The 15,861-nt window shown below is 35.2% G+C and carries 20 protein-coding genes, 1 tRNA gene and 1 pseudogene; 6 read left to right on the forward strand and 16 right to left on the reverse strand.

Annotated elements, in window-relative coordinates:
• Nucleotides 1–125: 125 nt before the first annotated feature.
• From B0A65_RS12835 to B0A65_RS12855, 5 genes are all read right to left on the reverse strand, one after another.
• Nucleotides 126–1,244 (reverse strand): vWA domain-containing protein, encoded by a 1,119-nt coding sequence (locus B0A65_RS12835; RefSeq protein ID WP_074662006.1) that lies wholly within the window; start codon nucleotides 1,242–1,244, stop codon nucleotides 126–128.
• A gap of 106 nt (nucleotides 1,245–1,350) precedes the next feature.
• A complete protein-coding gene (locus B0A65_RS12840; RefSeq protein ID WP_074662010.1) occupies nucleotides 1,351–1,731 on the reverse strand; it encodes a YchJ family protein in 381 nt (126 codons plus the stop codon).
• On the reverse strand, nucleotides 1,721–1,954 hold the full coding sequence (locus B0A65_RS12845; RefSeq protein WP_074662015.1) for a hypothetical protein: 234 nt from the start codon (nucleotides 1,952–1,954) through the stop codon (nucleotides 1,721–1,723). The genes B0A65_RS12840 and B0A65_RS12845 overlap by 11 nt, the downstream gene beginning before the upstream one ends.
• A gap of 85 nt (nucleotides 1,955–2,039) precedes the next feature.
• On the reverse strand, nucleotides 2,040–2,189 hold the full coding sequence (locus B0A65_RS23290) for a hypothetical protein (protein ID WP_086065325.1): 150 nt from the start codon (nucleotides 2,187–2,189) through the stop codon (nucleotides 2,040–2,042).
• Complete coding sequence (locus tag B0A65_RS12855; protein ID WP_074662018.1) at nucleotides 2,189–2,728, reverse strand: hypothetical protein; 540 nt, start codon at nucleotides 2,726–2,728, stop codon at nucleotides 2,189–2,191. The genes B0A65_RS23290 and B0A65_RS12855 overlap by 1 nt, the downstream gene beginning before the upstream one ends.
• 86 nt (nucleotides 2,729–2,814) lie before the next feature.
• Here B0A65_RS12855 and B0A65_RS12860 point away from each other — a divergent pair, with 86 nt between their 5' ends.
• The 6 genes and pseudogenes from B0A65_RS12860 (at nucleotide 2,815) to B0A65_RS12885 (ending at nucleotide 7,474) form a co-directional block, all read left to right on the forward strand.
• Nucleotides 2,815–3,066 (forward strand): hypothetical protein, encoded by a 252-nt coding sequence (locus tag B0A65_RS12860; RefSeq protein WP_074662021.1) that lies wholly within the window; start codon nucleotides 2,815–2,817, stop codon nucleotides 3,064–3,066.
• Nucleotides 3,067–3,364: 298 nt separating this feature from the next.
• Nucleotides 3,365–3,805, forward strand: coding sequence for a KTSC domain-containing protein (locus B0A65_RS12865; RefSeq protein ID WP_072973585.1), 441 nt, complete (start codon nucleotides 3,365–3,367; stop codon nucleotides 3,803–3,805).
• Nucleotides 3,806–4,062: 257 nt separating this feature from the next.
• On the forward strand, nucleotides 4,063–4,824 hold the full coding sequence (locus B0A65_RS12870) for a DUF4369 domain-containing protein (protein ID WP_074662025.1): 762 nt from the start codon (nucleotides 4,063–4,065) through the stop codon (nucleotides 4,822–4,824).
• A gap of 18 nt (nucleotides 4,825–4,842) precedes the next feature.
• Nucleotides 4,843–5,229, forward strand: a pseudogene (locus B0A65_RS23685) (peroxiredoxin family protein); the annotation flags it as partial.
• A 564-nt stretch (nucleotides 5,230–5,793) separates the two neighbouring features.
• Nucleotides 5,794–5,874: transfer RNA gene (locus B0A65_RS12880), tRNA-Tyr, on the forward strand.
• A gap of 292 nt (nucleotides 5,875–6,166) precedes the next feature.
• A complete protein-coding gene (locus B0A65_RS12885) occupies nucleotides 6,167–7,474 on the forward strand; it encodes a site-specific integrase (RefSeq protein ID WP_074662028.1) in 1,308 nt (435 codons plus the stop codon).
• Nucleotides 7,475–7,824: 350 nt separating this feature from the next.
• Here the strand turns inward: B0A65_RS12885 and B0A65_RS12895 are convergent, their stop codons facing one another.
• From B0A65_RS12895 to B0A65_RS12945, 11 genes are all read right to left on the reverse strand, one after another.
• Nucleotides 7,825–8,103: a helix-turn-helix domain-containing protein gene (locus tag B0A65_RS12895; protein WP_074662033.1), complete on the reverse strand. Its 279-nt coding sequence runs from the start codon at nucleotides 8,101–8,103 to the stop codon at nucleotides 7,825–7,827.
• Nucleotides 8,104–8,128: 25 nt separating this feature from the next.
• Nucleotides 8,129–8,419, reverse strand: a complete 291-nt coding sequence (locus B0A65_RS12900; protein WP_074662036.1) for a hypothetical protein — start codon at nucleotides 8,417–8,419, stop codon at nucleotides 8,129–8,131.
• Between the two features lie 2 nt (nucleotides 8,420–8,421).
• Nucleotides 8,422–9,582 carry a hypothetical protein gene (locus tag B0A65_RS12905; RefSeq protein WP_083370487.1) on the reverse strand — a complete coding sequence of 387 codons (1,161 nt, stop codon included), beginning with the start codon at nucleotides 9,580–9,582 and terminating at the stop codon, nucleotides 8,422–8,424.
• 17 nt (nucleotides 9,583–9,599) lie between these two features.
• Nucleotides 9,600–10,460, reverse strand: coding sequence for a conjugative transposon protein TraN (gene traN / locus B0A65_RS12910; protein WP_074662038.1), 861 nt, complete (start codon nucleotides 10,458–10,460; stop codon nucleotides 9,600–9,602).
• 12 nt (nucleotides 10,461–10,472) lie between these two features.
• Nucleotides 10,473–11,765: a conjugative transposon protein TraM gene (gene traM, locus B0A65_RS12915; protein ID WP_074662041.1), complete on the reverse strand. Its 1,293-nt coding sequence runs from the start codon at nucleotides 11,763–11,765 to the stop codon at nucleotides 10,473–10,475.
• A 4-nt stretch (nucleotides 11,766–11,769) separates the two neighbouring features.
• The gene (locus tag B0A65_RS12920) at nucleotides 11,770–12,036 is read right to left on the reverse strand and encodes a hypothetical protein (protein ID WP_074662043.1); all 267 of its coding nucleotides are present in this window, start codon (nucleotides 12,034–12,036) and stop codon (nucleotides 11,770–11,772) included.
• 5 nt (nucleotides 12,037–12,041) lie between these two features.
• Nucleotides 12,042–12,662: a conjugative transposon protein TraK gene (gene traK / locus B0A65_RS12925; protein WP_074662045.1), complete on the reverse strand. Its 621-nt coding sequence runs from the start codon at nucleotides 12,660–12,662 to the stop codon at nucleotides 12,042–12,044.
• 19 nt (nucleotides 12,663–12,681) lie between these two features.
• Nucleotides 12,682–13,821 (reverse strand): conjugative transposon protein TraJ, encoded by a 1,140-nt coding sequence (traJ, locus tag B0A65_RS12930; protein ID WP_207556432.1) that lies wholly within the window; start codon nucleotides 13,819–13,821, stop codon nucleotides 12,682–12,684.
• 67 nt (nucleotides 13,822–13,888) lie between these two features.
• Nucleotides 13,889–14,524, reverse strand: a complete 636-nt coding sequence (locus tag B0A65_RS12935) for a hypothetical protein (RefSeq protein WP_074662381.1) — start codon at nucleotides 14,522–14,524, stop codon at nucleotides 13,889–13,891.
• 10 nt (nucleotides 14,525–14,534) lie between these two features.
• Complete coding sequence (locus B0A65_RS12940; protein WP_074662049.1) at nucleotides 14,535–15,149, reverse strand: hypothetical protein; 615 nt, start codon at nucleotides 15,147–15,149, stop codon at nucleotides 14,535–14,537.
• A gap of 15 nt (nucleotides 15,150–15,164) precedes the next feature.
• Nucleotides 15,165–15,848, reverse strand: coding sequence for a conjugal transfer protein TraI (locus B0A65_RS12945; protein WP_074662050.1), 684 nt, complete (start codon nucleotides 15,846–15,848; stop codon nucleotides 15,165–15,167).
• Nucleotides 15,849–15,861 lie beyond the last annotated feature (13 nt).

Genomic DNA, 15,861 nt, shown 5'->3' on the forward strand with positions numbered 1-15,861 from the left:
ATTGAAAGATTAAATTATTTAAAATTCAATTTGTTATTTTTTATATTTTGAATTGCGTGGAGGAACAGTTTGCGCCTCTACAGAAAACCTTTGAACCTTTGCTGCTATGAACCTTTGAGCCTAAATTACCTCACTCTTTTCTTCCTATTCGTTTCATAATCTTCAAAAATCATTTCACCTAAACCTTTCAATCCGGTATAAAATGCTTTTCCCTGATTGGCTTCTGTAAAATGATTCACAAAACGCTGCAAATACGGATCGTTTGCAATCATAAAAGTTGTAATAGGAATATGTAATTTTCTGGCTTGTTGCGCCTGTGTGTAACATTTGTCAACTATGTATTCATCAAGCCCGTTACTGTTCATATAATAGGAACCATCACGTTCGCGAACGCAACTTGGTTTTCCGTCGGTAATCATGAAAATTTGTTTGTTGGTATTTCGCTTTCTTCGCAAAATATCCATCGCTAATTGAAGACCAGCAACTGTATTAGTATGATAAGGGCCAACTTGCAAATAGGGTAAATCCTTAATAGGAATCGTCCAGGCATCATTTCCGAAAACTAAAATATCAAGCGTGTCTTTAGGGTAACGTGTTGTAATTAATTCGGCCAACGCCATCGCTACTTTTTTTGCAGGCGTAATTCGGTCTTCTCCGTATAAAATCATACTGTGGCTGATGTCAATCATCAAAACCGTACTCATTTGCGCTTTGTACTGTGTTTCCTCAACAACCAAATCATTTTCGGTCAGCATAAAACTTTCTACACCATTGTTGATTTGCGCGTTACGCAAACTCTCGGTTAAAGCAATTCGTTCTAAACCATCTCCAAAATTAAATTCACGGAATTCTCCGGTATGTTCATCTCCATTTCCGGCATGTTTCGTTTTATGATTTCCGTTTCCGGAACGTTTCAAATTGCCAAAAATCTGATCTAAGGCTTGTTGTCTGATTGCTCGTTCTGTTTTAGCCGTAATTCCAAAACCAGCAGTGCCATCAGGTTTTGCTTCGTCTTTTATGTAACCTTTCTTTTTTAAATCTTCGATAAAATCATCGATCGTGTAGTTCTCATCCGTCAGTTTATATTCTTTATCTAACTCCCGAAGCCAGTCTATAGCTTCATCAAAATCGCCCGAAGTATGGGTGATAAGCTCTTTGAAAATGCCAAAAAGTTTTTCAAACGGAGACTGAAATGGGGCTTCGTACGACTTAAAATAAAAACCTTTTTTAAATTCGTTTTTCATAGTTCTAAAATTACAGCTTTTTAGAATTACGAAAAAAGAAACGTTTATTAATTTTTAGTTAAAATATTTAGGCAAAAGTAGTTGAAAATGAGGCAAATTCTGTCAATTATTCAAACTTTCCATCAACATAATACCACGCACCATTTTCAAATTTGAATGTTGAGAATTCATAATGGGTTTGTCGCTGACTATTTGAATCTAAAAAATACGCTTTAAACTCCACCTTATTTTCAGTAAAGCTTAAAATTTCTAATTTTTGCCACTTATTAGATGTGGCCCATTTTAGAATTTCACTCTTTGAATAATTTTTTTTTTCTGAAACATGAGTAGTTTCTAAAAGATATTCTGCATTATGAGTGGCATAAGCAGAATATCTTGAACGCATTAAAGCTACCGCCGTTGCTGCTTTTTGATTGTTTATAAGATATAATCCGCAGCAATCATCAAATAATTGACCAGTATCACAAAAACATTTTTTATTCTCCATCAACCGCCTCTTCTCCATTGATCTTAACATGCAACTGGTTCAATAAAACCTGGTATCTGCTAATTTCTCTTAATTCTTCATCTTCTTCAGCATGATCCAGCATTTCGTCTAAAACATCACTGACATCAAGTAATTTGTTATTTGCTTCTCTATCTTGTTTTGCAGCAATCAAATCAATAATTTCCTGCACACTCACTTTTAAATCTTCGAATTTACTATTCATATTTTATTTGTTTCATGTTTCATGTTTCTTTTGTTTCTGGTATCAACAACTTGAAACCTGAAACAAAGAAAACTTGAAACTATTATTACTCTTCGTTCTTTTTATCTTCGTTGAACTTTTTTACAATTTCTTTCAGCTTTTCCTTGCGTGCAACTTCAGCCTGTTTCTTTTTATTTTGGGCTTTGTGCAATTTGTCATTGTGAGCTTTGATGTTCTTTTCGTTGTTGCGTCCCATTATATTTCTCTTTTAATTTCTTCTAATGTTTTCTCGGTATAAATCAATTCTGTTATTATCGTTTCTCTCAAAACATCAATATCTTCATCAAAATGTTTTGCCCAGGAAGTTAATTGTTGCAGGTTTCTGATTTGTTTAATACGTTTTGTCGTTTCAAAACTCGTTCTCAGAATCGCTTTTTTATCATAGACCGGATTATTTTTATGTTGATAGATTACTGTATTCATATCAAAATTGGCTTCAATATAATATAGTTTCTCTTCTGCATTATCAGGATAAAATTCACTCCAGGCTGCAAAACCGATTTTTGTTTTCGAAGATGTTTCCGGTTCCATTGCAATTAAACGCCATTTACTATTGGCTAATCTTCCCCAGTGATTCGAAACTCTGTACATTCCGGTTTCAGTATAATAGTAGGCACTTCCCGCCTTACTTTCAAATTGTTTTTTTAAGCCTTCAATTACCTCCGGAAGCACTTCATGAAAAACACAAAAGGTGTTTTTGAACGAATTTGGATGTGGCCTGAAGTTTTTTTGCATATGCAAATATACTGAGATTGTCGCGAACTCCCTAAAACAAACATTAATTGATTAACTTTGCTGCATCAATTTAAAAATTAAAAGTTATGTCTAAGGATTCACAAGAAAAAATGCCCCAAAAAGGAGTTTATACCGGTATCATCGAAAAAGATGAAAACAACAATTATTTTTGTGGGGAATATCTTTTAGATTACAAAATAGCGCATTCAAATTTTAATCTTGGAGATTGGGTTACGATTAAATCGGTGATCGAAAATCCGAGTGATATTAGTTATGATAAATATCCTAAGAAATCTAAAAACTTCGATAAAGCCAATCATAAACCGGAAAACAAATAAAATTTGTTTCAGGTTTCAGGTTTCAGGTTTCAAGTTTCAGGTTGAAATGCGTGTAACTTAACCGTAAAGTTCGCAAAGCTTAAACATACAGCTTTGCGAACTTTTGCGTTTTACAATTGCAGAAATAAAAAACTTTGCGCCCTTTGCGGTTAAAATCAACGTACAGTCTTTATTTTTTCGAATATTTTTTACCTTAAAAGTAAAAAGTTAAAAAAAAGTGTACCTTTGCAAAAAATTTGTCGTTTTGAAGTAAAAAAAACTCATTTCAAACTAATAGACAATAAGTTACCTTTTATTTATGAAAAAAATAGTTGAATACCGCAAGTTACTAAACGTAGACAAAACTGCTGAGTTAAAAGATTTGAAAACCATTTATCGTAATGCGATGAAAGAAGCTCATCCTGATAAATTTCAAGGTGATGATGCTGGTTTAAAAGCAGCAGAAGAAAAAAGTAAAGCGATTATTGAGGCTTATCACTTTTTGGTAAGTATTAATCCTGAGACGATTAAAGCAAATTTACCAGAATATACTGAAACAATTTCAACTTGTTCAATTACAGATTATAAGTTTGTTGAAGGTCGTTTAATTATCGATTTTTCTAACGGAAGTGTTTATGAATACATTAGTGTTCCTAAAGCAACTTACGTAAAAATGGTTAATGCTGACTCTCCTGGAAGATTCGCAAAAAGACACATTTTGAACTCTTTCACATGGAGAAAGAAAACAAATCAAGAATAGTTTTACGCTAGAATATACCAAAAAGCACTCTGTAAACAGAGTGCTTTTTTTATGCTTTAAAATCAGAAAATTACTTAGCTTGAGTATAAATAAGCATTAATTTAAGAGTTTTAAATCATATAACACCAACAAACACCCTGAAAACATGATGGTTGTACCCCAAAAAACTATAACAAAATTTTAGGTTACAAAATTCTTTATGTTTTATATTTTTAGATACTTTTGTTGCACAAATCAATTAACTAATTAATTTTATAATGAAAAAAATACTTTTTTTACTTACCGCTTCAGTTGCGATAATGTCATGCAGCAAAGTTAAAGACGGAGAATACCTTATTACAGGAACTGCAAAAGGAATCGCAAACGGGAAAACTATCATTCTTCAAGGTACAGATCCAACAACAAAAATGGCAGTTGCCCTTGATACAGTAAAAGTTGAAAACGAAAAATTCGAAATAAAAGGAAAAGTAGCAGAACCATCTTTCCACACATTAATTCTTCAGGATGCAAACGGACCAATTCCTTTCATCTTAGAAACAGGAGAAATCACTGTTGCAATTGATAAAGACAGTATTCACAAAACTAAAATTGCAGGTACTTACAGCAATGATGAATTCGTAAAATTTAATGATGAGCTTACAAAAACTCAAAAGAAATTAATCGATTTTCAGAAAAATAATACTCAGAAAATGCAACAAGCTCAACAAGCTCAAGATACTGCAACGATCAACGGTTTGATGAAACAATACATGACTATTCAAACGGAAGTTCAGGCAGATTCTAAAAAGAAATACCTTACTTACGCTGAATCTCACCCAAAATCTTTCATTTCTGTTCTAATCGTTCAAGGTATGTTAGGTGATCCTTCTGCTGATATTAAAAAAACAGAAGCTATATACAATTCTTTAGATGAGTCTTTAAAAAACACTACTCCTGGTAAAGATGTAAAAACAAAAATAGGTCAAGCAAAAATGCCTGCAGTTGGTGCAACAGCTCCTCCTGTTGGTAGCGCTAAATGAAGATCAGACTTTTCTGCTCCAAATCCTGAAGGCAAAGTTGTTTCACTTAAAGAAAGTTTAGGAAAAGTAACTATTGTTGACTTCTGGGCTTCATGGTGTGGACCATGTAGAAAAGAAAATCCGAATGTTGTAGCTATTTACAAAGAATTACATGCTAAAGGATTAAATATAATTGGAGTTTCTTTAGATAAAGAAGCCAGCAAGTGGAAAGAAGCTATTGCAAAAGATGGCTTAACCTGGACACATGTTTCGAACCTTAAATTTTGGGACGAACCAATCGCTGCACAATATGGTGTTCAATCAATTCCGGCAACTTTTATTCTTGATGCATCAGGAAAAGTAGTTGCTCAAGACCTAAGAGGTCCTGAATTAAGAGCTAAAATTTTAGAGCTATTAGCCAAATAATAATAAATATTATGCATTAACAAAAAATCTCCCCAGGGAGATTTTTTTGTTTTATACAATACCAAACTAAAAATTTAACAAAAGCAACTTCAACCAATGTTGCTACCAGTAGTTAAAAGAATACACTACTAAAGAATTAAATACGGTACGTTTATTTGTAGATAAAGAAGTAAATGAGGGAAAGATGCTTTTTTAAAAGATAACTTAACCTGGGCAAGCATTTCAACCCTATCTTTTTAGGAAGCGTCAATTTCTACTGAATATTATATTGAATTAATTTCAGCAACTTTTACACTTGAAACCTAAGAGAAAATATTATTAAAGACTTAAGAAGTTCTAAAATTTAGATCGAAAACACTAGTCCTTTTTGACAAAAAAGAGCAATATTCTGTACAAATCAAAAAAAACTTCATAATACAGGCTTTTTTATTTTATTCAATACCAACAACTTAAAAATTAATTGAAAAATAACTTAAAATTAAGTGCGATTTTAGTTTGTAAACATCAAAAACGTTTATATATTTGCAACCGCTTAGAACAACAAAGCGCATCAATGCTGAGATCGGGGAGATACTCAAGCGGCCAACGAGGGCAGACTGTAAATCTGCTGTGTGAACTTCGCAGGTTCGAATCCTGCTCTCCCCACAAAAAGGGTAAAAGAAGTAAAAAGGTCACTTTTTCAATCTTTTCAAAAACCCATAAAAAACGTGGTAAAACCTGCAAATCCTAGGATTCGCAGGTTTTTTGCTTTTAAGACACTTTTCAAACTTTGTAAAAACACTCAAAAGTTTTGTGGCAGAATCGTGGCACATTTGGGTGTTTGCAAAATGTGCCACAGAATTGCACCTGAACACTTGTAAATACAGGGGTTAAGGAGGTTAACGACTTGTTTTTTTGATGCTATAATTCTACATTTATTAATCTAAAAAGTTGAATTATGTTAGAAAGCAGCTTTGGGTTGGTTTTCTTTTTGAAAATCCCCCGCAATGAAAGTAAAATTAGAACAGTTTATCTTAGAATAACTGTAGACGGAATTCCAAAGGAAACATCCACCAAACGTAAATGGGACAGCACCCGCTGGGACCAAAAAACCGAAAGAGCAATCGGTACAAAAGAAGATGCAAGATCCCTTAACTTCTTTTTGGATTCACTGATTTTAAAAGTCAATGAATACAAAACAGAGATTATGTACAGCGGAAAACCCATAACTTCAGAAAAGGTTATGGATTACGTTCTGGGAAAAATTACTCCAAGGGTTAAACTGCTGGAGGAATTTCAAAAACACAATAATGAAATGACAGCCCTGCTGGGAAAAGGATATGCTAAAGGGACCCTTGACCGCTTTACTATCACAAAAAACCATTTAACAGCTTTTATTAAATTCAAGTTTAAAAGCACAGACATTGAATTTACAGATCTGAATCTGGAATTTATAAAAGACTTTGAGTTTTACCTTAGAACAGTCCGAAATTGCAGCAACAATACAACACTTAAATACATTGCCAATTTCAAAAAGATTGTCATTCGAGCAATCGATAAGGAAATAATCTTAAAAGACCCTTTTAAGAACTTTAAAGGACGTAAAACAAAAATGGTAAAAAAACCCCTTACGACACAGGAGTTATATGAATTGGAAAGACATTATTTTACCACAGACAGGCTCAATGTTGTTCGAGATGTATTTGTATTCCAATGTTACACAGGAATGGCCTATATTGACGCATATCAATTGAAAAAAACCGATATTAAAAAAGGCATTGATGGGAACTTATGGATCATGTCTGAGAGACAAAAAACGAATTCCACCACAAATGTCCCACTGCTTCCTCAGGCTCTCAAAATTATTGAGAAATATAAAGACCACCCTCTGTGTCTGCAGCGCGGTACTGTGTTACCTGTTTCTTCCAACCAGAAAATGAACGAGTATCTTAAAGAGATCGCAATTCTATGCGGTTTCCCTTTTACACTTAACACTCATATGGCACGCCGGACTTTTGGAAGTACAGTTACATTAAACAATAATGTCCCTATCAATGTTGTTAAAGAAATGCTTGGCCATTCGTCTGTCAAACAAACCGAAGCCTATGCTATAACAGAACAGGCAACAATTGGAAGAGAAATGTCACTGCTTAAAAAAAAGCTAAACAAAGATGCTCCTAAGATATCCAAAACGGACATCGCTGTACTTAGCAGATTGGAAAAAGAAATACAAGCCATTAAAAAGAAGTATAACATTTCATCTTAATTAATAAACTGATAATTCTAAATAGATGGTAAAAAAATAGGTTATCTCACAACTCTTGAGATAACCTATTTTCATGTAGTTCAATTTCACTTTTATAACCTGGATGATAGGAAGGCCGGTAAATAATGTATCCAAATATTTGAAGTTGTTTAAAATATTTATGATATGTAGGTATTGTATTTATATGGGACAATGCCATAATCTTACTGCGGCTGACTTTGATTATCTTCTCCTCCCCTTGCCTATATCCTAAACTTAGAATTGCCATTAAAATGGCCAGATGCCAAACGCTCAATCTTGAATCATCCATATAAATTGATAAGTAATTCATTACTTGATTTTCAGTGGGCTCATGGGTTCGATTCATTACTAAAAAGTTTTTGAAGATCTTCTTTACTATAATAATACGAGCCCAAGACTTTTTTAAAGCGGATTTTGCCAGTCGTCCTTAGGTTCTGCACAGAACCGGCAGAAATATCAAGTAGTTTTCTCACTGATTTGCTTTTAAGCCACTCAGAATCCATCGAACTCTTATCAGCAAAATTTGCGTTGGCAAATGCAGTTTGTATCTTGTCAAAAAGCACCAGTCCAAATTGTCTTAAATCTTCTTTCGTTACTGCTTTACTCATAACTTAATTTTTTAATTCATTTTACTTACTGCTCGGTTAAAAAATAAATCTTGCTCTTCTGCCTTCTTTTCTTTACCGGCACATAAACTATATAGCCGTATTCATTAAGTTCACCTATACACCTTAGATATACTTTCGATGAAGAAAGTTTCGCAATCGGTTTAATATCATCTGCGGATGCTGCAATAGGATTAATAAAACCCATATCTGATCTAAATTTCAGCAGTGCCGCATAAATGGCGATATGCGTTGAACTGATGCGAAAATCTTTTTCAACAGCAGAGAAAAAATCAGATAGGGGTTTTAAACTGTCCATTACTAAATCGAATGCGATTTACTTTTTTTATTATTCTTTTTATTTTCAGGTTCAGAGTCTGAATCAGCGTCAATATTCTTTTTCTGTTCTTTTGAAACAGATTTGTTTTCAGCTTCACCTTGTTTCTGCTCCTTACTTTCACGGTGATTAATTCGCTGAAGATTTCCGTCATAAACATTCACCGTTTTAAACTGCGGATTTGCTTCTACATACATTTTACTTTCAACACCGCTGACCACGAAAGTTACCGACTGCAGATTTCCTTTTTTCAGCGAATTCAAAAGATCTTCCTTAAACTTCGGTGTCTCAAGTTCCTTAATAGAATGTTTTGACAGACTGGCTTCCAGATCATATCCATAATTTTGATGATACTGATTCAGTTTAAAGTTACCCGCACTGTCGGCGTCAGTTTCTTTAAAATCGAATTTTAACCAAGCGTTGTAAACGTCACCTTCTTTATTTTTTAGGTCTTTATTGACAGATCGGCCCTCCATTAAATTATAAGCCTCTTTCATAGTTATGCTACTGCTGTCTTTGTTGATATAAAAGGTTTGCTCCAGTCCCGGCTTATTTTCCTCTTTCTGCAGATTCACATGATAGGAATTAAAAAAATACATATCAGTCTGGTCTGACTTCTTAAAGTTCAATTCAACTGTCAAGGTATCTTTGTTTGGGACACCATTATTCATAATGCCGGTGTGGATAATTTTAAAATCCTTATCTCCTTTGAGCATGTTCTCTTTCAGTTCAGCTTCGAACGTCTCACCAAATCCAGTATATTTTAACTGGTCTTTCAAGTATTCTAAATTTTTCTGATTCATTGTGTTTATATTTAAGTTATTTTCTAATAATTCCTTTTTCTCCCTTTCCAATCGGGCAAATGCAGTAAGATCAAATGCCTCATTGCATGAAGTATTAATCCCGCTCTTCATAAGTATGTTTAAGTCGCCTATGAGCGATTCAATCGGCATATTTTCAAAATAGTCCGCATCATTAGTCATCACCAGACAGTATTCCTGTGCATCCAATGAGGTTCTAAAAAACTCAATCGTACCGGAATCAGTTATCTGATCTGAAGGAAAAGCTGCGAAGTGATATCCGTAAGAAGCCATTTCCTCAGCAAACGACGACAGCATTTCAGCATCTGCAATATTTATAGTCATAATTGATTTTTTAAAGCTTAATAAGCACTACTGCTGTATTCCGCAATTGGAAATACTTTATCGGTCAGATTATTATTAATATTAACCTCTAAATGCCTTCCGCCATTCTTTTCGATGAGCTGAAGTGTCAGATACTTATTCTCAGGAATCGTAAATTTCTCTAGTGCATAGACTTTTATTACTTCAGACTTATAGGGAATTACAGCAGATGATGAAGTAGTATACAGCGGTAAGATTTCTATTTCCTGTGACGCAGTTCGTTTCGATTTTCTCTGATCCCTTATAAAAAAACGCAGCTGGTCGATATCATAATTAATTTTGGATTTATTTTCAAATACGACCCTCAAATACAAAACATCCTGATGAATAAAAATACCGTTTACCTCAAGCCTAATCTGAAACTTCGATTTTTTTAATCCGCTGGTCTTTTTCTTTTTTGATAAGACAAGTGAGGCCAGCTGTTCTATTTTCTTTTGATTTTCGTTCTCCATTGAAAATAAAACATCTTTACTGGCAGCCGCAGCATTTTCTGCTTTTATGTTTAAGTCGGGACAGTCTTCATTATAATTCAGTACAAATACGTACAATCGGGCGTCGGTAGTGACCACTGTCAGATTGGTCTGGAAAAAATACTGTTTAGCTGCTTTCAACAGTAGTATATTCTCCACTCCTTTGGCTTTCTGAACCAGCACATCAGCGCTTCCTTTATCTACACTTTTAATTGAGTAAGGAAAAACGATGCTTGTTGTTTTAGAGTACCCGATCTGAAGATTCTCATACTGATCTTCATTGACAGTTTCCCTGCTATTTAACTGCGGATAAACTAGAACAGAAACCAGCAGTAAACTGGTTAAAAACAAATAATTAATTATTTTCATCTTCTATTTTTTTTATGGTTTTAAATTCTTTTGTTTTTCATCATACAGAAGCACTTTATATCCTGCTTTCACAACCACTTTTATGAGTTTTACTTTTTTACTAATAAGGCTCTTAGCTGCTTCAATTCCCATTCCGGCAGCCTGCGCTCCCCAGGAATCTGTTAGCCCTGTCATTCCAAAGGTCTGAATAGACCGGTCCGCCGAAGCTTTAGCAACATCCCTGCTGAGGGCACCTGGAATATAAATGCCGTCAATTCCGTCGATATCATAAACTGTTAATTCAACAGGGAAAATTGAATTTCGAAACTGAATGTTATCGATTTTAACTTCCAGTCTCTCTCCTTTTAAAGAAGCCGTACCGTACAAAAAAGTGTTCTTGGGAATTATAGTGCCCATCAGCATTACATCGATAATGAGTCTCAGTTTTACCACTGAACCATTTACAATGGTCTGGGTCTCGTGTATTACGGCCTCAATCGAATTCTGAAAGAGACCGGGATCTATAATTTCATCGATACTATAAAATGAATTTGATTGTATAAAATTGGCGGGGACGTCATTTTGTTGTAGCGAAGTGATATTATCCTCTTCTTTTTTATGTTTAACCGTAAAGATTTTACCTTTTTTACTATCTGAGGACTCTTTTAAACGCTCCTGTACACGGGACGGATGCTGAATATCCAATATATTCTCAAGCATTCCACCAAGCTGTTTAAGCTCTGGGTCAGGCTGCTGAGATTCTCCCATCGTGGCCATCATTTTCTCCAGATTTTTAACCTCATCGGCGACTCCTTTTGAAGAACCATAGTTTTCGAACTCCCTCATATCCTGACCGTAATTGCCAGGCAAAGCAGGCTGGCTGATCGCTTTTTGAAGTGCCTCTAGTTTTTCATACACTTTTTGCTCATTTCTATCTTGAAATGATGATGAATTAAAAGCCATTTTTCCTTTTTGAAAACGCTCTGCTGTAAAATCGGTATCTGCAAATTCTCCTAGGGATTCTTCTGCTATTTTTTGATTGGAATAATTAGGGTCTTTTTTAATCTGCTCCTGAAGTTTAATAGAATCTACTGCTGCCTGATCATAATAACTCATTTTATCAAGCGCCGAATCTTCTTTAAATTTTGGAATAGGAAGGTTAAAATTAAATCCCTTTTTTATATCATTTTTAGCTTCCATTGCTTCCGCTTGTCCTCCTCCCAAAGTGTAAAACAGAATAGTGATAAAAGGAAGTGTTATGACAGGAAGAACCAGAAGCAATTTTCGCTTCTTGGTTTCTTTAATTGATATTGTTTTTTGCTCCATGACTTTACTTTTTAATATTGATACTTTTAATTTTTGAAATAACAGCTGTGTTATTGACTTGAAGAGAATTACTCCTTGAAAGCGCTGCATAAATATTGTAAATGAAATAACCGGCTGTCAGAACGGTAAATAAAACCAGCAGGTACATAAGCTTTGCTTTGGAAAGACCACAGGTCATTACATTCATTTTCTCAGCCCATTTCTCTTGCATAAATGTGTAATATTTATGATAAGTAAAAGGCGTTTCACGTTTTTTGAATAATGATTTCATAATGGTTATTTTCTATTCTCAACAGCTAAATCTTTGTTTTCAATGGTATTCCATCTCTCGATTAAAAAACCGTGCGGATTGTTATCACTTCGCGATACGTTCCTAAGGCCTCCTTCTGTAAGAAGACTCCTTTTTAAAATACTGGTAGTCCTTATGATATTCTGTTTTGCAAAACATTTAAAGCGGTAGGGATATTCACGGGTATCGATTGCGATACTGTCAATCTGAATGGTTTGGCTGATATTTCCCGAGATAATTCCGGAATAAAAGCCATTTTCTTTCAGGTCGTCATAAATCCGTTTGGCACTGTCATCAGCCAGATAAAGCGCTTTTGTGACATTGGTTTTAATTACCTTATCATCGGGATCAAGGGTAAAGAAAAACTTGTGAAACGTTTTCACATGATCCCTTGCTTCTACCGGTACATTATCCTTTCGTTCTGAAGCGTAAGCTTCGAGTGCTTTTCCGTTGGCCAGTATATAAACCTTATCCTGCATCTGGGTTACAGACTCAAAACTTTTATAAAGAGTATAACAGCAGATGACAATACACCCCACAATAACGAGCATTGTAAATCCTCTTACATACCGGAATGCTGTATCTATATTTTTCATTTTGGTAAACATGGGCTTATTCTTTTTAAGTTTATTTCGAGTTTCCTTTAAGCTTATCGCTCATATAGTTTCCTTTCTCTTCAAAATAGGGAGAACTCCCTGCTGATGAAGACATACTCTGTGACATCCTCCCTGCTGCATTGCCCATTGAATCCAGCACCATGCCAGCTCCTTGTGATGTTCTCGAAACAACTGAGCTGGTTGAAGTGCTTAACAAACCAGTAACTTTTTGTCCTAAAGCACCGCCTCCGGCTGCATGAACAATGTAATTCGCCACCGACGGCACAGTAAAATATCCTATTATGCCTATAATCATAAAAATGAGATACGACATATCGGTCCTGCTGAAAAAGGTATCTCCTGTGGACTGTACCTGGGACAGGTCAAGTTTGAGCATCAACTCCTGAATCTTGCCGATAATACTTCCAAATATATTGGCCACTGGAAGCCACAAGTAAATATTTATATATCTTGCCAGCCAGACAGTAAGCGTATGCTGAAAGCCATCAAAAACAGCTATTCCAAATACAAGAGGCCCCAGGATAGAAAGCACCACGAGCTGAAATGTCCTAAGCGTATCAATGCACAAGGCCGCAGCCTCAAACAAAATTCTGAGTACCTCGCTCATCCATTCCTTGACAGAATTTCTAAAGTTATACGAAGCTTTTTCCATCGCAAATTTGACATCGTTTCCAATTCCCGCCAGCATACTTTCATTGGAAGGATCTTCATCATGGGTATATTTATACCATCTATCCCGATCTCCAGTTCCCGCCGCCCCTACGTACATTTTCCAAGCATTTGTTTCTTTGATGGCTTTTTCTTTCTCTTCAAGAAGGACTGCAACAGCATTATTGGAACCGGTTACCATTGCCGCCGTTGCCGTAACGGTAGGTTTCATAACCCCGTTAATTAGTGACAATACTGATGGAAAAATCATAATGCAAAATCCGATTACAAAGGGCCTGAACAGTGGATAAAAATCAATCGGCTCGGCGTTTACAATATGCCTCCATACGCGGGAAGCTATATACCAGATTGTACCAAATCCAGCTATCCCCTGCCCTACAGCTAATAGATTACTGCACAAAGGCATCATCTCATCGTAAAGCTGATCCAAAACTGAGTGAAGGCTCTGCATATTATCTCCGAATCCTTGTGCCTGTACCATAAAAGGCGTCAGCAGCGCTCCAGTTATAAAAAAAACTGTTTTAAAACATTTATAAATATTCATCTTGCTAGTTTTTTAATTCCTGAAGTTCTTTGGAAGCATAAACATCCTTTGCCTCTTTTGCTCTCTGAAGTACCAGAATACTTGATGATTTATTAAAATCTCTTAGAAACAAAAGCTTATCCTGCATCTGTAGATAGATCTCATCTATCGCTTGGAGTCTTTCATCATCAGACATCCTGAGTTTATCAGCGGTAATAACCATAGTAAGCTCATCGAGATTCCTTAAACTCTGGCTCAGAAGATTTCCGTAAACCTTTTCAAAATATTTGATTTCCTGCGAGCTGAAACTGTCACTCTTCACAAAGCGGTTCAATCCATTTTTGCTTTCCCTCACTAGCAGCATCTGAAAATTAACGATATCCACTACTCTTTTATAATTCTTCACAACTGGACTCACCTGCATAAGAGCGTCGAGGAAAGTTTTATGCAGATTGAAATTTCCTTCTGACATATCTTTAACTGCTTTATAGCCTCGTGAAAGCAGTTCATATCCTTTTTTCATATCGCTTAAAATCTTTTTGAATTGGGATAATTTTTCAATGTTTAAGATTAACTGCTGGATTTCCGCTGACTGCGCATTTGCCTTTTTAGGTACAAATACTAGAAATACTATCAATATTAAAATCACTAATTTTTTCATAACTATCATTTTATAAGCCGTATATAGAATTTATCCGCTCCGTATCACTTTTTTCGCGCGATTTTGACAAAGACAAAAGCTTTGCTTCACGACTGAAAGACAAACAGAAATTATAATCCTCCAGCATGGTTTTATGCAGTGCATCAATCCGCTCTATTCTCTGGTCGTCTTTGAGTTCCAGTTTTGAATCCGTTGTTAGTATCAAGAGCTGGTCAAGGGTCGCGCTGCAGTTCTCAAGCAATCGTTGAAAAGAACGCTCTATATAATCCAGTTCACTCCCGTGGAACAGATCATTTCCTTTTAGATCGGCATATGTCCTTTTATAGATTTTCATGATTTTAAACTGCATAGAAAGAATTTCTGCAGCCTTATAATAATTCTTAACCTTCGGATTAATCTTCAAAAGTGAAGTAAAATAATCATCATGCAGATTTACTTCCCCTCTCTTCACGTCACCAATAAAATTCAGTCCTTTTGATACCGCTGAATACCCTTTTTTGGCGTATTCAATGTAAACCTGAAGCGCTGCAATCTGCAAGAGCAGTTCCTTTCGCTGCTTTGCCTGTGCTTGTATTTCTTGATTTAGAAAAAGTCCAACAAGGAACAGTACAATAATTTTTTTCATGATATTTTTTTTGAATTACGGAATTCCGTAAAATTGTTTAACTTGATTTACATCTGCTTCTGTTTTGGCTCTCTGAAGGCTAAGCATTACATTCTGCTGATTAAAAAGAGTAAGATCATCGTAATTAGCATCAATCTGATCTGCAGCCTTATTGATTATTTCGAGTCTTTTCAGATCGCTCATCTGGGTTGTGAGGGAATCCAATATTAAAAAGACCTGATCAATATTCTTAAGGCTTTCTTCCAAAATACCCGAATAAACACGCTCCATATACTGAATTTCACTTTCTTTAAAATGACTGTCCTGCTTGAACAGGTTCCAGGCTCTTTCATATTCGGCAACGAGTCTGCTCTGCTTTTTAGTAATATCTTTTATTCGTTGGTAATAGGTAATAATAGATTTGACTTTAGCAAGTTCCTCGTAATAACCTTTATAAAGATCTTTCTGCTTCTTTGTCCAGTCTGAGATTTCATCTAGCTTTAATTTAGAAAGCGCATTTTCAATTTTCTTTTGGGCATTCTGAAGCCAAATAGTTTTATTCTGCAGTTTCTGAATTCTAAGGTCAATTGCTTTAATCACTTTTTTGGTGACCGCTTTTACAATTTCAAGTATCGGCAGTACAGCCGTTTTTTCTGCAGGTCTTGCCGGAGTGCTGACAAGAAGCAGACAGATCAGACAGGTAATTATTTTTGCTTTCATTTTTCATTTTCAT

It is taken from the genome of Flavobacterium frigidimaris, from assembly GCF_002217275.1.
Classification (GTDB): Bacteria; Bacteroidota; Bacteroidia; order Flavobacteriales; family Flavobacteriaceae; genus Flavobacterium; species Flavobacterium aquidurense.